The following is a 20,893-nucleotide window of genomic DNA, read 5'->3' on the forward strand; positions in this document are numbered from 1 at the left end:
GGGGGAAGCATGGCAGCGGTCCCGGAGGCTTCTACGTCGCGTTGCGTGCTCTGGTTTGGCGAGCCGTTGGCGAACGAGCGCAGTGCGCTGGCGGCAGCGGGCTGGTATGTGCGCAGCATCCATCCCGATCCCGCCATGGCGATTGGCCTGCGTGGGCGCGATCGTTTGCTCGCCGTGCTCGATCTGCGCCATCTCGATGCGGTCGCGCTGCAGCTGCTGGCGCCGTGGATCGAGCAGCACCAGCATCTGCCCTGGTTGGCGGTACTGCCACCGGGTGCCGGACCCACATCGCCTGCTTGGCTGCCGTTGCTGCAGCGATGCTGCGCGCGCTTCACGCTGCCGTTCGGCCTGCAGGACCTGGTCTGCGCAATGCGCCAGCAGTTCGACGCGGATGATCCGCCTGTCGACGCAACCTGCGGTGGGCACGGACCGCACGCGCTGATTGGCGAAAGCGCCGCGTTGCATGCGGTGCGCACGGTGCTGCACAAGTTTGCGCCGGTGGAGCTGCCGGTGCTGGTCACAGGTGAAACCGGTACAGGCAAGGAACTGGCCGCACACGCGCTGCATGCGCTGTCGGGGCGTGCCGGCAAGCCTTTCATTGCAGTGAACTGCGGTGCGATTCCGGCCAACCTGGTGCAGTCGGAGCTGTTCGGCCACGAACGTGGCTCGTTCACCGGTGCCGACAAGCGGCAGATCGGCGTGTTCGAATCGGCCCACGGCGGAACGGTGTTTCTTGATGAGGTGGGCGATCTGCCGGCAGAGGCACAGACCAGTCTTCTGCGTGTGTTGCAGGAAGGAACCTTCGAGCGCGTGGGCAGCAGCCAGCCGCTGCGCGCAGACGTGCGTGTGCTTGCCGCGACCCACGTCGAACTGGAACACGCGGTGGCGCAGGGGCGGTTCCGCAGCGATCTCTACTACCGCCTGAATGTGCTGCGCCTGCTGATGCCGCCGCTGCGCGAGCGCGGTGCCGACGTGCAGCTGCTGGCCGAGCACTTCCTGCGCTGCTTCCGGTTGCGCCACGGCGTGCGTGCACGCGGCTTTGCACCGGCCGCAGTACAGGCCATGCGGCGCTTCGACTGGCCCGGCAACGTACGCGAACTGCTGAACCGTGTGCAGCGTGCAGCGATCATGGCCGAAGGCGAGCTGATCAGTGAGCGTGACCTGGAGCTGGGCGCATCGGCGGCGGTCCTGCCGGCGGCGATGCTGCACGATGCACGGGGGCAGGCCGAGCGCGATGTGCTGCTGCAGACCCTGCGCCAGACCGGCTACAACGTCTCCGAGTGTGCGCGGCAGATGCAGATATCGCGGGTGACGGTGTATCGCCTGTGCCGCAAGCACCGGCTGGAGCTGCCTGCGCAGCGCTGATCAGCCGGCCGCGAGGTGCTTGAACAGGCGCAACGGCTTGCCCGCGACGCGCTCGATCACGCCCTTGGCTTCCAGGTCCAGCTGCACGGCCTTCAACCACCAGCCGGCGGTGGCACCTGCCGGGAACAGGGTGGCGGGCAGATGTGGCAGCAGTGCCTGTTTTGCCTGCGCAACGGTCAGGCCGGGCGGTTGCGCAGGCAGGGCCCGCAGCAAGGCATGGCGCATGGCGAGATACTTGGCGCGATCCACGCGCTGGATGTGCCCGGGCGTGGTGATGCTCTCGATCTCGATCCGCTCGGGCTCAGACATGGGTATCTCCCGCGACTTCGATGCGCGGGCTGCGGAAGCCCATGGCGATCCACGCCTTCATCAGGCGGGCGTAGAACCGCAGCGAGTGGGTCTTCAGGTTCGGCACATCGTCTGGAAGGACAGACGGGTCAGGAAGATCACTGACCATCGTCCGCATCTCCACGGCGGGTCTTGCCGACGCCGGCCACAACAGGCCATACAGGCTCAGCCAATGGCCGCCGCTGAACTCCAGGAAGAGTGGTGTGTTGCAGCATCCCGCCACGACGCGGCGGCTGCCGCCCGTGCTGGACAACCGCAACGCGCGCAGCATGGCATGTCCGGCATCGATGCTGACGCGATCCTTGCGGTGCATTACGAAGAGCGTCTGGCCGTGCGGGCCCAGGACGTCCGGTGCTCGGGGCATCGACTGCAGCATGGCGCCGGCCTTGCGGCAGCTGTCGCAGCAGCATTCGACGGTGGCAATGGGTTGGCCCGTGGCGGTCAGGCGCACCTGGCCGCAGGCGCAGGCAAGGGACTGGTGTGAGGCCATCTGCGTTTTCTCCTGGGGTTTCATCCTCTCGACGAACCGGGGCGCCGAAAATCGACAACATCTGCCTTCAAGGGCGCATCATCCGAAAGCGGATTCGATACAGGTCCAACCCTGCACCGTCCGCGCGCCGCGCCGAATAGGTCAAGGTGTCGGGTTGCGAGCCATCCAGCATCGCGCCGTAGCTGTCGCCGGAGGCCTCGTTCAAGGGGGAGGGCAATGCAAGGCCCGCGTCATAACGGTCTCCACGCGCGTAGGCGATGAACTGGCGTACCGGTGCACTGCCGAAGTCCAGGGCGCGGGCAAACACCAGCGTCCGGCCGTCGCCCAGGAAGGTGGCATCGAACTCCTGCGCTGCGGTATTGAGGTCTCCCGGCAGCGGCCGTGCCGGCTGCGCCATGCCACGGACCATCGCTGCGACGTAGAGGTCATGGCCACCCGCACCGCCTGCGCGATCGCTGGAGAACAGCAGCGTGGCTGCGTCGGGCGAGAGCATCGGCGCGAATTCATCGGCCGCGCTGTTCACTGCCGGGCCAAGATTGACCGGCTCCCCGAATCGACCGTCGCTCCCCATGCTGACCCGGTACAGATCGTCGCCGCCCTGGCCGCCTGCGCGATCCGAACAGAAATACACCACGCGGCCATCGGCGGAAAAGGCGGGATCGAAGTCGCGCCCCGGCGAGTTGAACGGCACCGGCATCGCCGGCCGCCAGCGCTGACCATCGTTGCGGGAGACCCAGATGTCATACCCGCCTGGACCGCCGGGCCGGTTGCGGCTGAACCACAGTGCGGTTTTTCCGTCCGGGCTCAAGGTCAGTCGAATCTCGTCGTACCGCGTGGAAGCAACACCCGGGGCAAAGCGTTCCGCGGGGCCGACGATCTGCAGCACACCTGATGGAGGCACGGGAGGCGACGCAGCAACCAGCAGCATCACGGCCAGCAGCGCCTTCATGCCTGTCGCTCGAAGTCGCTGACCCAGTTGGTTTCCCAGCTGCGCCCGCCATCGGCCGAGGCCGCCTGTTCCCAGCGCGCCGAACGCGGGGTAATGCGTGACCAGATCACCCGCGTCTGGATTGATCGACCGTCGTGCTGGTCTTCGCCGAAGAAGCGGCCGACACCGGCCTGGAAACCACCACGCAGTGGCGCGCCGATCCGGGTCGGCTCGCGGCCATCCAGCCACCAGCTCAGCCAGTGCTGCTCCGCCGCATTCCAGGCGCGGATGCCCATGCCGCGCAGCGGTGCTCCAGGCACGTCCATCAGGTTGTCACCCACGTTGCCGAATCCTCCCAGGACCGGCCAGTTGTGCAGGGTGCCGTTGAACGCGTCCCACGCGTCGCTGCCTGCCAGCCGAGCGCGCAGGCGACGATGGCGCACGTTCCAATGGCCCACCAGGAAATCAAAGTCGCCCGGTGCATCCGGCAGCTTCGGAAGCGGAGAGGGGGCCGCAGCAGTGCGGCGGAACCAGTTGCGCCAGTTCACTTCCCAGTGCGCACCGGCATCGTCGGAGAACGCCTGTTCCCACCACGGCTCCTCGCCGTGGATGTCATGCCAGCGGAACCACACATCGATGGGGCGCCCGTCGATCCGGTCGGTGCCACGGAAGCTGCCGGCATCGCCCTCGAAGCCCCCGCGCACGGGGGCTTCGATATGGGCAGGATTGCGGCCATCGATCCACCAGATCGACCACGTGGAAGACACTGGATCAAATGCACGCACGCCCAGCCCCCTGTAGGGGCCCGAAGGCAGCGCCATGACGTTGTCATCAATGGTGCCGAGCCCGCCCAGGGTGAGCCAGACCGCGCTGGAGCCGGTGAAAGACTCCCAGCGGGTATCGCCCACCAGGCGCTCCTTCAGGCGCTGGTGCCGGACGCGCCAGTTGCCCTGCAACCATGTCCAGTCTTCGCTGTGGCTGGCCAGGGCCCACCCGGAGGGCAGGGCGGTGGACGCTGCCGCGGCGGCCAAAGTGGCCAGGAACTGCCGTCGATCCATGTGCGTGATCCGCTACCGAAGGTGCCTCCATCGTTGCGGGCACGAGGGGGGATTGACCACGCAGATATCGGGGCTCAGGCTAAGCCACACTTATGATGACCCAACGCCAGCTTCCGTCGCTTGCCGCCATCCGTGCCTTCGAGGCGGCGGCGCGGCTGGGCAGCTTCGCGCGTGCCGCCGAAGAGCTCGACACCAGCGCGGCATCGGTGAGCTACCACGTGCGGCGGCTGGAGGCCCAGACCGGTACCTGCCTGTTCCTGCGCCATGCACAGCACGTAGAACTGACGGCGACGGGGGCCAGCGTCGCGCAGGAGGCCACCCGGGCATTCGATGCACTGCGCGCCAGCTTCATGCGCGCCGCAGACATGGATGCGGCGCGACTGCGCCTGTCTGTACTGCCCACGCTGGGCACCAGTTGGCTGACGCCGCGGCTGGGCACGTTCCGCGCCCGCCACCGGCAGTTCGTGCTGGAGCTGGACCTGTCGGCAGCGCCGCAGGATCTGGCCGCCGGTCACTTCGATGCGGCCATCCGCAATGGCCAGGGCGAATGGCCAGGTCTTCAGGCAACTCCTTTGTTTCCCAGCGTGTTCACACCGTTGTGTGCGCCGGCGCTGCTGCCGGCGGCGCGTGGGCTGGGCAGCACCGCGCTGGAGATTCCCCTGCTCGGGCGGCCGGACTGGTGGGCCCTGTGGTTTGCCGCGCACGGGCACATTCCACCGCCGGCACCGGAGAGTTTCGTCGCGCCCTTTGCCGTCGAGCATCTGGATGTCGGCGCCGCGATCGCCGGGCAAGGCATCGCCATTGGCTCGCCGATCCTGTTCCAGGCCGAGCTGGACAGCGGGCGGCTGGTGCAGGCGCATCCGGGCGTCGCCAGCGACGGTCGCAGCTTCTGGTTCGTGGCACCCACGGCGCGAAATGGCAGTGCCAAGGTCATTGCATTGCGTGACTGGCTGGTCGAGCAGGCCGCTGAGGCGCGGCACGCGGCACGCCACTACCTGGCCCAGGCGGTGGTGCCATGAACCAGAGCCCCGAACTGCTGCGGCGCCTGCTGCGTGCCAAGGACCGGATGGACCGCGCCAGCCATGAGGAATGGCCGGTCGCGCGCCTGGCCGAGGTCAGTGCGGTGTCGCCGGCGCACTTCGCCCGCTCGTTCAAGCAGGCCTTCGGGCTGCCACCGCACCGCTATCTCCTCAGCCGGCGCATCGAACGGGCCGTGGCGATGTTGCGTGACACCGATCTGGCGGTCACCGAAATCGCCGCGCAGACGGGCTGGAGCAGCCTGGGTACCTTTGGCCGCATCTTCCGTGACATCACCGGTGACAGCCCGGGCAATGTGCGTGAGCGTGAGCGTGCTGGCCAGGCGGCGTCGGCCAGCGTGCCCGAATGCCACGCACGCGCCGCGCAGCGCCCGGACCTGAAGATCGCAGTTTTGGAGAAGCGCCGCCGCGAGGCGGTTGCTAACGTGGACCCTACCTGAGGGAGGTCCCATGACGAACACTGTGAACACGGTCGGCCTATATGTGCGCGACCAGGATGAGGCGCTGGCGTTCTACGTCGGCAAGCTCGGCTTCGAAGTGCATACCGACGTACGCAATGGCAGCTACCGATGGCTGACGGTACGCAGCCCGGGCCAGGACGGTTTCCAGCTGGGCCTGTTCGTGCCAGGCCCGCCCACCCACGACGCCGCTACCGCGCTTTCGCTGCAGCAGCTGGTGGCCAAGGGCGCAATGCCGCCGCTGGTGCTGGCCGTGGATGACTGCCAGGCGCGCTACACGCAATGGCTGGCACAGGGCGTGGAATTCACCCAGGAGCCGATCGAGCGCTATGGCGCCGTCGACGCCGGTTTCCGTGACCCGTCAGGCAATGGCTGGAAGATGATCGAAGCCCGTTCCGAAGCGAGGCGCCGGCAATGAGCCGCGGTGGCTGGGCACGGCCCGTGCATCGTTGGACCTCGATCGTATTCACCCTGGCGGTGATCGCCAACTTCGCCGTTCGCGGGCTGGGGCAGGGCGAACCTGCAGCGTGGATCACCTATTCGCCGCTGCCGCCGCTGTTCCTGCAACTGTTCACTGGCCTGTACCTGTTCGCGCTGCACTACGCCGGAAAGCGCCGCAGCGCCGCACTGGGCACTGCGGGCTGAGCAGGGTCAGGCGACGGCGTCCACCGCGTAGGCGGCAAGCAGGTCCGGCAGCTGGTCCATGCGCTGGAAAATCACCTTTGCACCGACTGCGCGCAGGGCTTCGGGTGTACTGTGGTGCGGGCCACCCTCACTGAAGCCGAACACGGTGGCGCCTGCGGCAACGCCCGCAGTGGCGCCGGTGACGGTGTCCTCGATCACTGCACAGCGCGTCGGGTCGACGCCCAGCGCTGCGGCTGCAGCCAGGTACACGTCCGGGTGCGGCTTGGTGCGCGGCATGTCCTGGCCACTGAACACATGGGCACCGAAGGCATCAAGGATGCCGACCTTGCCCAGCTGCAGCTTCACCTTGTGCAGGTCGGCACCGGAAGCGCAGGCGATCCGCCCGCCGGTGGCCGCAGCGATCGCACGCACGGCCTCGGGTGCCCCCTGGATCGCTTCAAGGTCACGTTCCAGTGCCTGGTTGCGCTGCTGGCGGAACTCCTCCAGCCATTCCTCGGTGAATGGCTTGCCGGTGCGCTCTGCGATCAGCCCTGCCAGATGGGCCACGGACTGGCCGAGGAAGACTTCACCCGCCTGCGCCGGGGTCAGCGGCCAGCCGCGTGCGCTCAGCATTTCCGAGAGAACGCGGGCGACCAGCGGCTCGGAATCGACGAGTACGCCGTCGCAGTCGAACAGCACGGCATCAAACGGGAAACGGGACATCTACAGCTCCAGGGGGCAATGCAGTGGCGCAATTGCCCGCCATTTTCCCACAGCCGTTCTTGCGTGGCACCCGGACCGGGTGCCACCCATTCCCGGCCAGCCGGTCAGCCCAGGTCACAACCCGCCGGCTGCGGCCAGGTGCTGGCCGGCAGCATGTTCTTCAACGAGGCCGGTGCGTTGATCGCCACGTAGCTCGCACCCAGCAGCTCCTCCAGATCGGCGATGGTCACCAGATAGCTGTCGAGGCTGCCCAGATTGGCTTCGTTGGGAATGATCCAGCTGATCGCCTTGGCGGTGCCGGTGTTCGGGTCACGGGTGATGATGGTTTTCCAGAAGAACTCCGGCGTCGGGATGCCGTGACTGGAAAGGAAGTAGTCGTTGGAGGCGTCGCCGTAGACCACGCCACCATAGACATCCACCGGCGCGATGTCGCGGTAGCACTCGGCCACGTTCTCGGCCTTCACCCAGATGCCCTGGTTGAAGCTGGACACCTGCGGAACGATGTTGGTCATGTAGTTGGCGCGGCGGATGTAGGTCGCGTTGTAGTCCATGTGGTTGGACGTCACCAGATGGCCGCGGTCATAGCCGGACTTGATGCTGGCGTAGGATGTGGTGCTGGTCTGGCCGAGGCAGCCTGCCGGCAGGTCCGGATCCTTGTAGAAGCTGGACGGGCGCGCGGCCGAACCGGTGTCTGCGGTCAGGGTGTATTCGTAGCGGATGGCGCTGTGGATGCTGCAGTCGTAGGTGAGCACGAAGCCGCCCTTGTTGAGGGTGACGACCTGGGCCTGGGCAGCGCCGGCGAAGGCACTGAGGACGAACGCGAAGAAGAAGCTTGCAAGGCGCATTGCGGTTCTCCAGCAGAAGTTCAGGGCGCAGCCGTCCGCCACGACCAGGCCGGGGCGAAGTCATGGGAGGGCGTTGCGGGGACGGGTGCTACGGATTGCGGTGGGACCCGACCGCACGGTGGGGCCATGCAGGCCCTGCGGTGTCGCAAGCGTCACAAGCTGTCGCCTTTCGGTCAACGACGAAAAGGTGAAGCTGTGACAGCGCGCAAGCACTGGAGAGGTGTCAGATCATGCGCCGCGTGGGTGACATGCGCGCGTGCTAGGGCGTCGTAGCGCAGGGGGTGTACGACTCGATATCCTGCGCAGCAGGACCGGAAACCGCAGGATCGAGCAAGGCGAATGATCCACAGTGAACTGCTTGCAGGGGGCGCTGCAGCTGCCCTGATCGGGGTTGCAATCGTGGCTGCGCTGCGTCGACAGAGACGCCCGCCACATCGCAGCTTCAAGTGTGGGCGCTGCGGCAACGCCGCCCTCCATGACGAACGTACCAGTGGCGCCTGGCGCGCCGGGAAGCAGCGCTTCTACTGCAGGGCGTGTCATGCCACCTGGCTGCGATCGCATCCGCAGGCGTCCGCGCCGCACCGCGGGGCGTCTGGATGCCTGGGCGTCGTTGCGGCACTTGCATTGATGCCACTTGCGGGCATGGTGGCGTGGGTGATTCACCGCGCCTGAATGTGATCCTGCATCGATCCAGCCGGCCGCCGGCTTCGAAAGCGCCATGCTGCGTCGCAAGGTGCCACCCACCATTCGCACTGGTACGGTCCGATCCGTTGCACCACCACCGACGGGGAGAGACCACGATGCGCAAGGTAGTGCTGCTGTTGATCCTGCTGACCGGGCTGGCGCCCACCGCCTGGGCGGCCACGGTCAAGACCACCCATCGCACCATTCCCAGCTGGGATGGAACGCCTCTCGGGGCCTTCGTCATCGAACCGCAGGACGCGGGCAGCGGACGGTATCCGCTGCTGGTGATGCCCAGCAGCTGGGCCGTGCCCAGCGTGGAGTACGTGGGCGTGGCGCAGTCGTTGGCCCGGCGCGGCTATGTGGTCATCAGCTACAGCTCGCGTGGCTTCTGGGAGTCCGGCGGCAGCATCGACATCGCCGGGCCGGCCACGGTCGAGGACGTCAGTGCACTGATTGACTGGGCGCTGGACAACACCCGCGCCGACCCGTCACGAATCGGCGTATCGGGCATCTCCTATGGGGCCGGCACCAGCCTGCTGGCGGCCGCACGCGATCCGCGCATCAAGGCAGTGGCTGCACTGAGTGGATGGGCCGACCTGCAGGCCTCGCTGTACAGCAACGACACCCCCAGCGCACAGGGCATCGCGCTGTTGGTTGCCGCAGGCCTGGCCACCGGTCGCCCGGGACCGGAGCTGTCCACCATCAATCGCAATGTGCTGGTCGGCAATTACCAGGGCGCGGTGGACTCGCTGTTGCCGGTGGCGGCGCAGCGCAGCCCCGGGGCCAGCATCGATGAGATCAACGCCAACCAGCCAGCGGTGTTCCTGGCCAACGCCTTCAACGACAGCCTGTTCCCGCCGGGCCAGCTGGTCGATTTCTTCAACCGCCTGAAGGGCCCCAAGCAGCTGCAGTTGCGCCACGGCGATCACGCGCTCAACGAAGCCTTTGGCGCACTGGGTGTTCCCAACGAGGTCTACGATTCGGTGGGCGACTGGTTCGACCATTACCTGAAGGGGGTGGCCAATGGCATCGACCGGCAGCCTGCGGTGCAGCTGAAGTCGCAGAAGGGCAGCTGGAGCCACTATCCGAATTGGCAGGCTACCCGGACCGGCGCGGTGAGCTACGGGCTGACCGCGCCGAGCGGGCTGTTGCAGCCCACCGGTGGACTGGTGGCGAACGGTGGCGGCACCGGCTGGAGCTACCGCATCGGCAGCGGCCTGCTGACGGCCGCCAACTCGGGCGTGGTGATGGCGTCCGGCGCGCTGCAGATGATCAACCTGCCACCGGGCGCCTATGTGCCGTTCGTCGGGCGCAACGCCGCGGGCGTCTGGCAAGGGCCGATCTACTGGAGTGCACGCCGTCTGGATGGCGCGCCGGAAGTGCGGATGACGGTTACGCCAAGCCGCGCCGACACCACGTTGTATGCGTATCTCTATGCCGAGGACGTGCTGGGCAATGGCCAGCTGATCAGCCACAAGCCCTATACGCTGCGGGGTGCCACGCCGGGGCAGGCGAAGACCATCGACCTGCGGCTGGAGGCCAGCAGCTGGGACGTGCCGGCCGGCAGTCGCCTGACCCTGGTGATGGACACCGTGGACCTGCGCTACGCAGGCATCAGCCAGTTGGGTGGCACGGTGACCTTCAGTTCACCGGCGAACGCGCCGTCGATGCTGAAGCTGCCGCTGCATTGATGGAAGGCCGCGCCCGTTGCGGCGGGCGCGGTACGCCAGGCTGGAAAGCTGCGAGACTGGCGTTTGTTCCGGCAAAGGGGTGAATCCATGGTCATTGCAGGGCTGCTGCTCGGTGTGGTGCTTGCGGCGCCCACCGCGGAAGGCGCGCCGAGCGATTGGTCGGACACGCTGTTGAAGGATCTGGACGCTGCCGACGCCGCCATGCGCGGCAGCCATCCGGGCGCCGTGGATCTGCGGAATCCGGGTTTCGTTCCGCAGCTGGAGGCCGCCTCGGCGCTTGCCCGCTCGCGCGCGGCCAATGTCGACAGCTTCGCAGGCTACTGGTGGGCGATGAAGGGTACGCAGCCTCCTTCAATGACGGCCACGTCAGCCTCAACGCGCTTGCCGACGCTCCCGATCTTCCAACGCAGTGGCCGGGGTTCCTGACGGGTTTCGACGGTGATGCGCAGGTGGTCATGACCATGGACGGTGGCCCAGGCCATCTGCCACTTGGAGCACGATTGCTGTCCTGTGACGGCATCGATGCGCAGACACTGGCTGCGCGCCGGGTGGGTGACTTCAGCGGGCGCTGGAACCTGCAGGCCAGCCGCATCCAGGGTGGTGGTGAAGTGCTGCTGGAGCAGGGCAATCCGTTCGTGCCCACGCTGCGCAGCTGCGTTTTTCAGGTGGATGGACGCGAGAAGCCCTACGCGCTGCAGTGGCAGCCACTGCAGGCGGCACAGCGCAAGGCGCGCCTGGCCGATACCCGTCGCAGCTTCCGCCCGGCCAATGGCTGGCACATCATGCCCGATGGCGGCTACTGGATCACCACCAGCAGCTTCAATGCCGACCCTACGGAGCAGAACTTCAAGGAACTGACCGCGCTGCTCGAGCAGCTTGCTCCAAAAGCCGAAGCACTGCAGCAGGCACGGTTGGTCGTGCTGGATGTGCGTGGCAACAGTGGCGGTGCTTCGCAATGGAGCATCGAACTGGCGCGATTGATCTGGGGCCGTGCCGCCGTGGACGCGCTGTCCGATCCCAGCTGGGTGGAGTGGCGGACCTCCGAGGCCAACATCGCCCAGTTGCGCGGCTTCCTGCAGAAGCTGGTGCAGGCGCCCGACGCGTCGCCAGAGCTGCGTCGCATGCTGGAATCGGTGACGACGGGCATGGCACAGGCACGCGGCCGGGGTGAGGCAGTGTGGCGCGAGCCATCCGAGGCCAGGGCAGATACAGCTGCAACCGCAGGCCCGGCCGCTCCGCTGCGCAGGGGCAGGGTGGTGATCGTGGCCGATGCCTCCTGCGGCTCGGCCTGCCTCGATGCACTGGATCTGTGGAAACGGCTGGGCGCGATGCAGGTCGGCGTCGAGACTTCGGCCGACAGCCTCTACATGGATGTCAGGCCGGAGCGGCTGCCGAGCGGCCTGGCCAGGATTTCCGTACCGATGAAGGTTTTCCGAGGCCGGGTGCGCGGTTCCAATGAACCGCATGTTCCGGATCGTCGCTATGACGGCGACATGCGGGACACACGCGCACTGGAAGCGTGGCTGCTGGCGCTATGAGGACGCGCTTGCCCGTGACGCGGGATTCCCACGTGCTGTTGCCGGACGCAACGCTGGGTCAGCGCAGGTCCGGTGGATTCATCGAAGCGTCGCGGACACAGGGATCACCAGCGTCCGGTGTCAAGCGCGCCTCGATGTCCGGTGGAAACCGCGGAATCCTGCTGGTCTGCATCACCACCCAGCGCATGATCGTGTGCAGGTAGTTGAGTGGCAGCATCGTGAGCCACATGAAACCCGGGAGCTGCGCGTCTTCGGCGAAGATGCGCTCCTTGCCGGACGCGAAGCTCTCGTGCTTGCCGTCCAGCGGCATGCAGTAGTGCACCGCGTCCACGACGGCTGCCGGTCCTTCTTCCATGTAGCGCCGCAGGAACTCCCAGTGGGCATGTGCGTTCTCGATGCGAGAGGTCGCGATGGAGAACGCGAACGTCTCCCGTACTGTGACGCCATCCGCGTCCAGGATCAGTCCGCGGACATCCCAGTTGTACCATCCGAAGGTTCCGGTTCCGCGGCCAAGCGTAAAATAGACCTGGTCCCAGGGCACGCTGAGGGTGGTGCCATCCAGCCGGAACACGTGTATCTGCCGGTGCTTGCGATCGAGCGCGATCGGATAGTAGGTCCAGCGGAACAGCTCGAGGCAAGCCACCCAGATGCTCGCTGCAGTGAAGGCGGCCAGCATCGCCATGCCGATGAATATCGCCTCCCACAGGCCGTTTTCGTTGGGCAGCCTGTTCACGATCAGCAACCAGAGCAGCATCAGCATGCCGCCCAGCCCGAAGGCAATGCCGATCGCGCCCAGCAGGGCTGCAAAGCCACGCGCGGCGAACCAGCGATCCACCGAAACCAGGCCGTTCGAATTCATCTTCACCACGCACAGCTGCGCCAACGGCACGACATCCAGCCGCTTCTTCTGCAGCAGGCGGTGCTCGCGATCAAACGCATTCAGTGGGCGGTTGTTGGGAAACTTGCGCGTGTATCCGGTGTAATCCATGGGCGATTCCTGCGCGATTCCAGCGCCCGTTGGATTCTAGCGGGATTCTCCCGGGGGGAGATCAGCGACGAACGTCGAACGGGTGGCTCTCCATCAGTGCCCGGACTTCAGCTTCGCGGGCAGGGCTGAAGTCGCCGGGAATGGCGTGCTTCAACGCGCCCGCGGCCAGTCCGAAGCGGACGGTGCTTTCTGCGTCCAGACCGGACAGCAATCCGTGCAGGATGCCGGCGGCAAAGGCATCGCCACCGCCGATGCGATCAACGATGCCGGGCAGCGGCCTCGGAGCAGCCTGCGCGCGGGTTCCATCGCGTCCCAGCAGCAGCGCACCGAGCACGTGATGGTCGGCGCTGATCACCTCGCGCTGCGTGCAGGACAGCCACCGCAGGTGCGGGAACGCGGCAAAGGCAGCGGCCGCAGCGGCCTCGGTTCGGGCGATCGCATCGTCCTGCGCGAAGTGCAGCCCCAGCACCAGTTCGATGTCCCGATGATCGGCAAAGACAATGTCGGCCTCGGCGAAGACCTCGCGCAGGATCGCCGCTGCGTCGCCATCCCAGCGTCGCCACAGTGAGGGACGATAATTGCCGTCGAAGGACACCTGGACACCGGCCGCGCGAGCCGTACGCACGGCACCCAGCACCGACTCGGCCACGTTGGCGCCCAGCGCCGGACTGACGCCCGAGACATGCAGCAGGTGCGCGCCGGACAGCAGGGCGGGCCACGCATGGTCACTGGCATTGCTGTTTGCGAATGCAGAGCCGGCCCGGTCATACACCACTTCACTGGCGCGCTGCACCGCCCCGGTCGCCAGGAAGTACAGGCCCATGCGGTCACCCTCCACTTCACGCACGGCGCCCACGCCCACGCCATGCCGCCGCAGCTCGGCCACAGCATGCCGGCCCAGCGCGTTACCGGGTACCGTGCTGACCATCTGCACATCGTGGCCCAGGCTGGCCAGCGAGACCGCCACATTGGCCTCGGCACCTCCCACATGAACCTGCAGCTGCGGCGTCTGCAGCAGCAGTTCACGACCGGGTGCACCCAGGCGCAGCAGCAACTCACCGAAACAAACGACGCGGCTCATCGGTTCTCTCTCACTCGGGGGTGGTGCAGCCCAGCATGCGCAGATCGATGGCATCGGCCATGCGCCGGTAGCCTTCGTCGTTGGGATGCAGATGGTCGCGGGTGATCTCGTTGGGCAACGATTCGGCTGCCTTCGGGTCACGCAGCGCGGCATCGAAATCGATGATGCCATCGAAGCCGCTGTTGCCGCCGCGTGCCCACTGGTTGATCGTGGTGCGGGTGGCGGCGGACACGGGCTCGTAGCGCTCGGAACCGCCGAACGGGGTCAACGTACCCAGCCAGGCGCGGATGCCGTGCGCATGCAGCCGCGCCGCAACCTGTTGATAGCCCAGCAGCATGTCCGCCGCATTGCGTCCAGGCAGCGGCTGCGCGCCACCGCCGTGGCGGATGTCATTGATGCCTTCGAACAGGATCACCTGATCGGCGTCGGCCACCGCGATCACATCGCGATCCAATCGTGACAGCGCACTGTGGCTGCGGCCATGGTCAAGCAGCTTGTTGCCGCTGATGCCCTGGTTGAGTACCACGAACCGGTTCGGGCAGGCCTGCTGCAGGCGCTGCGCCAATCGCTCCGGCCACTGGTTGAAGGTGCCGCGGCGTGCGGTGGCGCCTTCCGTGATGGAATCGCCCAGCGCCACGATTACCTGGGGACGATCATCACGCTGCACCATCACTGCCGAGAACACGTTCTGCTGGTAGCTCAGCCGCACGCTGTCGGCGACGGCTGTCTGCTTGCCATCTGCGACCCGCAGCTCGGTGCGGCGCACCGCGGGGCGGGTGGGCTGCGGGAAATAGGCACTCACGCTGATCTCCTGCAGCGCCGCCACCGGCATCCGCACCGGGTCGCTCAGCAGCGCGGCTCCGACCGGCACCTCGATGACCGCGCGGCCATCCACCGTTACCGGCAGCGGTGCGGCCTTGCCGTCCTTCACTCCCACACGCAAGTCCTCGACCCGCAAGGGCGTCGTGCCGAGCTCGTTGCTGATGCGCAGCCGCAGCGCATCGCCACGGCTGCCGATACGCATGTCCTGGCGCACGGTCTGTGCGGCGAACTGTACGGGTGCCTCGGACGTTCCGTCCTTGCGGTCGGGCGCGGGCGCGGCCGTCCAGGCAGTGACCCACACGGGTGCAGCCCACACGGCGGGCGCCGTCATGGCGGAGCAGAGCGTCAATGAAAACAGAAGTGTCCAGCGCTGCATGGGCAGGAGTCCGGTCAGGTGTCAGGAGAAGTAGGTGCCGCCGTTGACGTCCAGATTCGCGCCGGTGATGAACGCCGCCGCATCCGAGGCCAGGAACACCGCAGCGTCGGCGGCTTCGTCCGGCGCGCCCTGGCGGCGCAACGGGGTGGCGCCGGCAACGGCCGTGCGTACTTCCGGCTTGGTGAATTCATCGTGGAAGCGGGTGGCGATCATGCCGCAGCACAGCGCGTTCACCCGGATACCCTTCGGCCCCAGCTCCTTGGCCATGGCGCGGGTGAAGGTCATCACCGCCGCCTTGGCGGTGGCGTAGATCGATGCGCCGGGGCCGCCGCCATCACGACCTGCCTGCGAGGCGAAGTTGACGATGGCCGCGCCTTCGCGCATGTGCGGCACCACCGCGTGGGTGGTGAGGTAGGTCGAGGTCAGGTTCAGGTCCATCACGGTGTGGAAGAACACCGGGTCGATGTCGGCCAGCGGCCGGCGCTGCACCATGCCACCGGCCACGTTCACCAGCAGGTCGATGCGCTCGCCGAACGCGGCCTGTGCCGCAGCGACCAGGCCGGCGACGGCCGTGGCATCGGTGACGTCGGCGCGATGCACCATGGCCTGGCCACCGGCCGCCTGGATCCGTGCCAGCGTTTCCTGGGCACTGGCCTCGTCATTGGCGTAGTTGATGCAGACGCGTGCACCGGCGGCAGCCAGCTTGATCGAAACGGCGCGACCGATATCGCGGCCACCGCCGGTGACAATGGCCACCTTGTCCTGGAACGACATGCGGAAAACTCCTTGGTTTGCGGGGGGATGAAAAACGTGGGCTCAACCGCCGCGGCGGTCGAGCTTCCGGATAGGGCCGGTCCACCACCACAGCGCGGCCAGCGACAGCGGCACCAGGGCGGCAACGAGGATGAAGATCGGGGCATAGGAGTGGCGGGTCAGCACCGGCACCAGCCAGGTGGTGATCAAGGTGCCGGCCACGGCGGCCAGGCCACCCAGGCCTGCCAGCGTGCCCACCGAGCGGCCGTCGAACAGGTCGCCCGGCAGGGTCTGGATGTTGCCGATGGCCACCTGGAAGCCGAACAGCACCGCAGCGATTGCCAGCACCGCCAGCAGCGGCTGGTTGGCCAGCACGGCACCCAGCAGGGCAGGAGCCATGACCACGCAGCCCAGCGTGATGGACAGCTTGCGGGCGCGGTCCACGCTGTGCCCGGCGCGGATCAGGCGCCCGGACAACCAGCCACCACTCAGGCTGCCCAGCATCGCGCCGACAAACGGAACCCAGGCGAACAGGCCGATCTGCTTGATGTCGAAGCCGAAGGTTTCAGCCAGGTAGATCGGCAGCCAGGACACGAACAGCCACCAGATCGGGTCCAGCAGGAAGCGGCAGGCGAGCATGCCCCAGCTCTGCCGGTGGGCCAGCAGCTCACGAACGCTGGCCTTCGGCGCCACCACCGCCTGTTGCCCGGCCTGGTCTTCCTGGATCAGCCGGCGCTCGGCATCGCTCACCCACGGGTGCTTGTCCGGGCCGGCGCGGTAGACAAACAGCCATGGCAGCAGCCACAGGAAACCGATTGCACCGACCAGCACGAAGGTGCCGCGCCAGCCCAGCCACAGGTACAAGCCGGCGATGGCCGGTGCGGACACGATCGCGCCGATCGACGCGCCGGCGTTGAACACGCCTTGCGCCAATGCGCGCTCGCGCGCCGGGAACCACTCGGCATTGGCCTTCACCGCGCCCGGCCACGCGCCTGCTTCGCTGATGCCGAGCATCGCCCGCACCAGGCTGAAGGACAGCATCGAATGGGTGATCGAGTGCAGGGCGATGGAGATCGACCACACGCTGATCGACAGGGCGAAACCCAGGCGCGTGCCGATCATGTCGAACAGGCGGCCGAACAGGAACTGGCCGGCGGCGTAGAACAGCATGAACACCGTCACCAGCAGGGCGTAGTCATCCTTGGTCGCGCCCACTTCCCTGGCGATTTCCGGCCACATCACCGCCAGTGCGTTGCGGTCGATGTAGTTGATGACCGTGGCCACGGCAATCAGGCCCACGATCAGCCAGCGCACGGCTGAACGCACCGGCACCTTGCGCAGCTTGGCCACCACCGCAGGGCCGTTCATTTGCCGTCACCCTTGCTGCGGTCCAGGCGCGCATGGCTGCCGTTCCAGCGGTAGACGTGGCCGTCGACGGTCACGCTGTGCTCGCTCGTGGTGGCGCTGTTATCGGCGACACCCAAGGCGATGCGTGCACCGCTGGCCAGGCGCAGCTCGATCACCTCGGCATCGCTGCCGCGGGTACGCACGATCTCCCTGATGCGGCTGTCGGCGCCATGCACGTACTCGGCGGTGCCGTTGTACTCGCCATGCGGCTCCAGCACGCTGAAGAAGGTGACGTCCTTCTGGCCGTCCACGCGCTGCAGCAGGGCAGGCTCGCGGCGCAGGTTGAATTCCGGATCGTTCGCGCCGCTTTCCACCAGCAGCGCCTGTGCCGGCGCACTGCTGCCGAAGCGGTAGGTGTAGAAGCGCCCGTCCAGCAGCCACGCCAGCGACCGCGGCTCGCTGCCGGGTTTGCTGCGTGCATCAAGCCACAGGTGCTGGTAGCCGTTGTCCTTGCCCAGCACCGGGCGCTGGCTGGGGAAGTGTTCGGCCTCGAAGCCGGTGGTGACGATGTGGCCGTTGAAGTGCAGCGGCAGGTCGTAGCGTGCGGCCTTGTCGCCGTGCACCTGCAGCAGGTCCACCACCACCGGCAGGCCCAGGTCGGGGTGGCGCAGCAGCGCCTGGGTGCGGGTGAACGCCACGCCGGGATAGGCATCGCGCATCGTTGCCGAGGCAATCTGGGTATCGGCATCGGCCTGGAAGAAGCGCACTTGCGGGGCATGCGCCTCGCCACGCTTCCAGTCGCCGTTGAAGTGGCTCTGCTCGTCCACCACCAGGGTGTTGTGGGCCACGGTCTGCTTGGCCCAACTGCGGTTCTCGGCCAGGTAGATGCCACCGCGCTTGGCTTCCACGTTGAGGAAGCGGGCGGCGCCGTAATCGGTCACCACCGGGTTGCCGTTGTCGTAGAACAGCCAGTTGAGCTTGTCGAAGTGGCCGTGTCCCATGCCCTGCATCGTGTCCTTCTGCACCAGTGCCTGGCCGCGTTCGCCGTTCATGCGCAGGATCGCCAGGCCGCCGCGGTCGCCGTCGGGGCCATCGCGCAGCAGCATCGGGTGGTAGTCGAAGGGCTTGGCCTTGTTGGCGGCCAGTGCCTGCGCCACCTGCAGGCCTTCGGGTGACAACAGCAGGCGCTTCTGCTGCTCGGCCACCGACAGCAGGCGGTCATCACCGGTGCGCGCATAGGCGATGCCGATGCCGGCCACCAGCTCTTCGGTGTCGATGCCCTTGTCCAGGATCGCATCGTTGATCGGGAAGAACAGGCCGCCATAGCTGGACTGCACCAGCACATCCACCGCCTTCAGCAGCACGCCATCGCGACGCGCGAAGATCTTCCGCTGCGGCTCATTGCGTTCGATGGCGTTGGCGAACAGCAGGAACGGCGCCAGTGCATAGCGCTGGTAGTAGGGGCCTTCCTCGTAGTAGCCATCGGGCGAGAACAGCAGGTCGATCTGCCGCAGGAAGCCGAACTTGTCGTCCTTCTGGCTGCCGCGCAGGGACTTCTCCACCAGTTCCTGGTCGCGCAGCACGTAGCCGGTCATGCCGGTGGCGGCCACCGCCCACGTGGCGTGGTTATGGATCTGGTCGTAGTTCTTCGGTTCGCTGACGAGGAACTCGGCCATCGGCCGGAACACCTTCGATTCGATGGTGTTGCGGTCCTCGGCGGACAGCGTGTCACGGATCGCGTCGTAGCCCTGGATGGCGTTGACCAGCCACACCGAATCGTTGAGCACCTGCCAGAACACGCGGCCGGGAATCTGGCCCCTGCCTTCCGGGTGCGGGCCGAGCGTCGGGTAAAGCTGGGCATACTGAAGCAGCATGTCACGCGCGTAATCCACGTAGGTCCTGTCGCCGGTCAACCGGAACAGCGTGCCCGCCGCCAACAGTGCCTGGTAGTTGCGCTTGTGCTGTTCATGGGTGCGCCCGCCGCCCTTGTCCCTGGGCACCGGCACGTCGATGCCGGCCTTCATCATCTTCTTCAGTGTTGCCTCGGTGCGCGCCTGCTCCTTGGCGAACCACGGGTAGCGGCGGCCTTCGCTGGCCATCTGCTGCCACTGCGCAGCGGTGACCAGCACCGGCGCGGTGTCGGCCTGCCGCGCAGCGGCAGCGGGCGCTGCGGACAGCGATGCGCTCGGCAGCAGGGCGAAGGGGGCGGCCAGGGCCAGGGAAACGAACAGCGGCTGCAACCTCATCGATCAACTCCATTGCGGGTGCGTGACAGGGCAACTTCGCCCACCTTGGGATACCAGTCGACGCCGGTCGCCTCGCGCGCGGTCATCGCCAGGGCAGGATCGGCGCCCACGGCGGGCAGGGCAGGCGTGGCCACCCACAATCCGCTGGCAGCCTGCTGCAGGCTGACGCCACGGCCCTCTACGCCACCCGGGAACACGGTGCTGGCTGCCGGCGACTGCACGTTGCCGCTGAAGTCGATGCCGGCCAGCGAACTGGCGGCATTCGGCGGGTTCCTGCTGCTGCGGTTGACGATCAGGTTGCCGGTGAAGCGGCTGCTGCTGGCGGCGACCAGGATGCCTTTGGCTTCATCGTGGCCGACGCCGAAACTGATCTTCGCCACGTCCACGAAGGTGTTGCGATTGATCGTGGCATTCACCACCGGCGCATAGCCGGACAGCGGAGGACTGGCCTGCGCATCCATCACCGCCAGTGCCGAGCGGTTGCTGGACCCGGCCAGCCGCTCGAAGTAGTTGTTGCTGACGGTCTGGTCGGCGTTGATGATGCGTACGCCGCCGGTGCCGGCCTTGTCATCGCCGAGGAAGACGTTGTCGATCACCCGGTTGCCGTTGCCATGGCGCAGGGTCAACGCGCCGGCCGAACGGTAGAACACGTTGCCGCGGTAGGTGTTGCCGCCGGACTTGTTGCTGATGATCTCAGTCTCGCCGTCGCAGCCTTCGAACCAGTTGTTCTCCACCGTGCTGTTGGAATCGCTCAGTGAGCTGTCGCTGGTGCCGACGCGGATCGTTTCGCCCCCGTTGACGCCCAGCGCCGGGCGCGGCCCGAACCAGTTGTGGTCGATACGGTGCTGGTTGTCCAGGCCCTGGGTGGCATCGCGCACCACCACCACGGTCGGCCCGGCGTTGGTCTTGCCGCGCAACTGGCTGTGATCCAACCGGTTGTTGCTGCCATACAGCGATACCCAGTAGTCCTGGTCGCTGGCATCCGGGTTGGTGTAGTCATCGATCACCAGGCCGGTGACGCGGCTGTTGCTGGCGACGGCCTTGCTCGACTCGCGGAACGCCACCACCGCATCACCCGGCGCATAGCCGTTGCGGAACACCAGGTTGGACACCTGCAGGTAGTTCCCGGCCAGGCGCAGGTCCGAGCGTCCGCTGAGGACGACCTTGCCGGCGGTCTGCGCGCGCAGCACGATCGGTGCGGCTGCCGTGCCCTGGCCCTTCAGCAGCAGCCGGGCATCGGTCCAGGTGCCGTCAGCCAGCACGATCTCATCGCCAGGCTGCAGCGCCGAGGCGGCGGTAGTGAACTCCGCGACATCGTGGACGAGCCAGCTGGCTGCACTTGCTGCTGAAGTGGTCAGGCACATTGCCAGACCAGTGGTCAGGCAAAACAGCCATGAATCATTGGATCGGTGACGCGCCAGCGAGTGAATGCGCATGAAATCCTTCCAGGGACGGCCGGGCCGTCGTTTCAGGGTGGGCCTGCATACCACT

Annotated in this window: 19 protein-coding genes and 1 pseudogene; 7 read left to right on the forward strand and 13 right to left on the reverse strand. The window is 67.0% G+C overall.

Translation table 11 applies throughout. The annotated features are described in order from the left end of the window. Positions 1-9 precede the first annotated feature (9 nt). Positions 10-1,365 (forward strand): sigma-54 dependent transcriptional regulator, encoded by a 1,356-nt coding sequence (locus AC5P78_RS10265; RefSeq protein WP_060380358.1) that lies wholly within the window; start codon positions 10-12, stop codon positions 1,363-1,365. Here the strand turns inward: AC5P78_RS10265 and AC5P78_RS10270 are convergent, their stop codons facing one another. The 4 genes from AC5P78_RS10270 to AC5P78_RS10285 form a co-directional block, all read right to left on the reverse strand. Beyond that, on the reverse strand, positions 1,366-1,674 hold the full coding sequence (locus tag AC5P78_RS10270) for a DUF6958 family protein (protein ID WP_005413537.1): 309 nt from the start codon (positions 1,672-1,674) through the stop codon (positions 1,366-1,368). Then, complete coding sequence (locus AC5P78_RS10275; protein ID WP_111118065.1) at positions 1,667-2,203, reverse strand: GFA family protein; 537 nt, start codon at positions 2,201-2,203, stop codon at positions 1,667-1,669. The genes AC5P78_RS10270 and AC5P78_RS10275 overlap by 8 nt, the downstream gene beginning before the upstream one ends. A gap of 67 nt (positions 2,204-2,270) precedes the next feature. Then, a complete protein-coding gene (locus tag AC5P78_RS10280) occupies positions 2,271-3,152 on the reverse strand; it encodes a TolB family protein (protein WP_414498196.1) in 882 nt (293 codons plus the stop codon). Then, positions 3,149-4,189 carry a hypothetical protein gene (locus AC5P78_RS10285; protein WP_010485551.1) on the reverse strand — a complete coding sequence of 347 codons (1,041 nt, stop codon included), beginning with the start codon at positions 4,187-4,189 and terminating at the stop codon, positions 3,149-3,151. Before AC5P78_RS10285 ends, AC5P78_RS10280 begins: the two co-directional genes overlap by 4 nt. A 92-nt stretch (positions 4,190-4,281) precedes the next feature. Between AC5P78_RS10285 and AC5P78_RS10290 the strand changes: the two genes are divergently transcribed. The 4 genes from AC5P78_RS10290 to AC5P78_RS10305 are packed head-to-tail and all read left to right on the forward strand — an operon-like array spanning position 4,282 to position 6,329. Next, the gene (locus AC5P78_RS10290; RefSeq protein ID WP_495217198.1) at positions 4,282-5,208 is read left to right on the forward strand and encodes a LysR substrate-binding domain-containing protein; all 927 of its coding nucleotides are present in this window, start codon (positions 4,282-4,284) and stop codon (positions 5,206-5,208) included. Next, positions 5,205-5,666, forward strand: a complete 462-nt coding sequence (locus AC5P78_RS10295; protein ID WP_062607125.1) for a helix-turn-helix domain-containing protein — start codon at positions 5,205-5,207, stop codon at positions 5,664-5,666. The genes AC5P78_RS10290 and AC5P78_RS10295 overlap by 4 nt, the downstream gene beginning before the upstream one ends. Before the next feature lie 10 nt (positions 5,667-5,676). Beyond that, positions 5,677-6,102: a VOC family protein gene (locus tag AC5P78_RS10300; RefSeq protein WP_049450762.1), complete on the forward strand. Its 426-nt coding sequence runs from the start codon at positions 5,677-5,679 to the stop codon at positions 6,100-6,102. Further along, positions 6,099-6,329: a hypothetical protein gene (locus AC5P78_RS10305; protein WP_033834252.1), complete on the forward strand. Its 231-nt coding sequence runs from the start codon at positions 6,099-6,101 to the stop codon at positions 6,327-6,329. The genes AC5P78_RS10300 and AC5P78_RS10305 overlap by 4 nt, the downstream gene beginning before the upstream one ends. Before the next feature lie 6 nt (positions 6,330-6,335). Here AC5P78_RS10305 and AC5P78_RS10310 read toward each other — a convergent pair whose 3' ends face one another. Together AC5P78_RS10310 and AC5P78_RS10315 are read right to left on the reverse strand one after the other, a co-directional pair. Then, entirely contained in the window at positions 6,336-7,031 is a 696-nt protein-coding gene (locus AC5P78_RS10310) for an HAD family hydrolase (RefSeq protein ID WP_171968474.1), read from the reverse strand. A gap of 104 nt (positions 7,032-7,135) precedes the next feature. Continuing rightward, positions 7,136-7,876 (reverse strand): DNA/RNA non-specific endonuclease, encoded by a 741-nt coding sequence (locus AC5P78_RS10315; RefSeq protein ID WP_062607121.1) that lies wholly within the window; start codon positions 7,874-7,876, stop codon positions 7,136-7,138. A gap of 800 nt (positions 7,877-8,676) precedes the next feature. Here AC5P78_RS10315 and AC5P78_RS10320 point away from each other — a divergent pair. Together AC5P78_RS10320 and AC5P78_RS10325 are read left to right on the forward strand one after the other, a co-directional pair. Then, the gene (locus AC5P78_RS10320; RefSeq protein ID WP_099474465.1) at positions 8,677-10,251 is read left to right on the forward strand and encodes a S15 peptidase family protein; all 1,575 of its coding nucleotides are present in this window, start codon (positions 8,677-8,679) and stop codon (positions 10,249-10,251) included. A gap of 87 nt (positions 10,252-10,338) precedes the next feature. Then, positions 10,339-11,789, forward strand: a pseudogene (locus AC5P78_RS10325) (S41 family peptidase). A gap of 58 nt (positions 11,790-11,847) precedes the next feature. Here AC5P78_RS10325 and AC5P78_RS10330 read toward each other — a convergent pair. The 7 genes from AC5P78_RS10330 to AC5P78_RS10360 form a co-directional block, all read right to left on the reverse strand. Further along, positions 11,848-12,777 (reverse strand): DUF6708 domain-containing protein, encoded by a 930-nt coding sequence (locus AC5P78_RS10330; protein ID WP_062607114.1) that lies wholly within the window; start codon positions 12,775-12,777, stop codon positions 11,848-11,850. 61 nt (positions 12,778-12,838) lie between these two features. Continuing rightward, positions 12,839-13,858, reverse strand: a complete 1,020-nt coding sequence (locus AC5P78_RS10335) for a sugar kinase (protein WP_062607111.1) — start codon at positions 13,856-13,858, stop codon at positions 12,839-12,841. Between the two features lie 10 nt (positions 13,859-13,868). Further along, entirely contained in the window at positions 13,869-15,056 is a 1,188-nt protein-coding gene (locus tag AC5P78_RS10340; RefSeq protein ID WP_164172798.1) for a GDSL-type esterase/lipase family protein, read from the reverse strand. A 21-nt stretch (positions 15,057-15,077) separates the two neighbouring features. Beyond that, positions 15,078-15,830, reverse strand: coding sequence for an SDR family NAD(P)-dependent oxidoreductase (locus AC5P78_RS10345; RefSeq protein WP_005413520.1), 753 nt, complete (start codon positions 15,828-15,830; stop codon positions 15,078-15,080). A gap of 42 nt (positions 15,831-15,872) precedes the next feature. Beyond that, positions 15,873-17,177 (reverse strand): MFS transporter, encoded by a 1,305-nt coding sequence (locus tag AC5P78_RS10350; protein ID WP_024956790.1) that lies wholly within the window; start codon positions 17,175-17,177, stop codon positions 15,873-15,875. Next, the gene (locus AC5P78_RS10355; protein ID WP_414498198.1) at positions 17,174-19,402 is read right to left on the reverse strand and encodes an oligoalginate lyase; all 2,229 of its coding nucleotides are present in this window, start codon (positions 19,400-19,402) and stop codon (positions 17,174-17,176) included. Before AC5P78_RS10355 ends, AC5P78_RS10350 begins: the two co-directional genes overlap by 4 nt. Continuing rightward, positions 19,399-20,838, reverse strand: a complete 1,440-nt coding sequence (locus AC5P78_RS10360) for a polysaccharide lyase 6 family protein (protein ID WP_044570250.1) — start codon at positions 20,836-20,838, stop codon at positions 19,399-19,401. The genes AC5P78_RS10355 and AC5P78_RS10360 overlap by 4 nt, the downstream gene beginning before the upstream one ends. Positions 20,839-20,893 lie beyond the last annotated feature (55 nt).

It is taken from the genome of Stenotrophomonas sp. YJH_SMC_133 (genome assembly GCF_059370655.1).

Bases quoted from the DNA above. Each gene is read 5' to 3' on its own strand.
- AC5P78_RS10265 (WP_060380358.1), top strand. From the start codon at position 10: ATGGCAGCGGTCCCGGAGGCTTCTACGTCGCGTTGCGTGCTCTGGTTT.
- AC5P78_RS10270 (WP_005413537.1), bottom strand. From the start codon at position 1,674: ATGTCTGAGCCCGAGCGGATCGAGATCGAGAGCATCACCACGCCCGGG.
- AC5P78_RS10275 (WP_111118065.1), bottom strand. From the start codon at position 2,203: ATGGCCTCACACCAGTCCCTTGCCTGCGCCTGCGGCCAGGTGCGCCTG.
- AC5P78_RS10280 (WP_414498196.1), bottom strand. From the start codon at position 3,152: ATGAAGGCGCTGCTGGCCGTGATGCTGCTGGTTGCTGCGTCGCCTCCC.
- AC5P78_RS10285 (WP_010485551.1), bottom strand. From the start codon at position 4,189: ATGGATCGACGGCAGTTCCTGGCCACTTTGGCCGCCGCGGCAGCGTCC.
- AC5P78_RS10290 (WP_495217198.1), top strand. From the start codon at position 4,282: ATGATGACCCAACGCCAGCTTCCGTCGCTTGCCGCCATCCGTGCCTTC.
- AC5P78_RS10295 (WP_062607125.1), top strand. From the start codon at position 5,205: ATGAACCAGAGCCCCGAACTGCTGCGGCGCCTGCTGCGTGCCAAGGAC.
- AC5P78_RS10300 (WP_049450762.1), top strand. From the start codon at position 5,677: ATGACGAACACTGTGAACACGGTCGGCCTATATGTGCGCGACCAGGAT.
- AC5P78_RS10305 (WP_033834252.1), top strand. From the start codon at position 6,099: ATGAGCCGCGGTGGCTGGGCACGGCCCGTGCATCGTTGGACCTCGATC.
- AC5P78_RS10310 (WP_171968474.1), bottom strand. From the start codon at position 7,031: ATGTCCCGTTTCCCGTTTGATGCCGTGCTGTTCGACTGCGACGGCGTA.
- AC5P78_RS10315 (WP_062607121.1), bottom strand. From the start codon at position 7,876: ATGCGCCTTGCAAGCTTCTTCTTCGCGTTCGTCCTCAGTGCCTTCGCC.
- AC5P78_RS10320 (WP_099474465.1), top strand. From the start codon at position 8,677: ATGCGCAAGGTAGTGCTGCTGTTGATCCTGCTGACCGGGCTGGCGCCC.
- AC5P78_RS10330 (WP_062607114.1), bottom strand. From the start codon at position 12,777: ATGGATTACACCGGATACACGCGCAAGTTTCCCAACAACCGCCCACTG.
- AC5P78_RS10335 (WP_062607111.1), bottom strand. From the start codon at position 13,858: ATGAGCCGCGTCGTTTGTTTCGGTGAGTTGCTGCTGCGCCTGGGTGCA.
- AC5P78_RS10340 (WP_164172798.1), bottom strand. From the start codon at position 15,056: ATGCAGCGCTGGACACTTCTGTTTTCATTGACGCTCTGCTCCGCCATG.
- AC5P78_RS10345 (WP_005413520.1), bottom strand. From the start codon at position 15,830: ATGTCGTTCCAGGACAAGGTGGCCATTGTCACCGGCGGTGGCCGCGAT.
- AC5P78_RS10350 (WP_024956790.1), bottom strand. From the start codon at position 17,177: ATGAACGGCCCTGCGGTGGTGGCCAAGCTGCGCAAGGTGCCGGTGCGT.
- AC5P78_RS10355 (WP_414498198.1), bottom strand. From the start codon at position 19,402: ATGAGGTTGCAGCCGCTGTTCGTTTCCCTGGCCCTGGCCGCCCCCTTC.
- AC5P78_RS10360 (WP_044570250.1), bottom strand. From the start codon at position 20,838: ATGCGCATTCACTCGCTGGCGCGTCACCGATCCAATGATTCATGGCTG.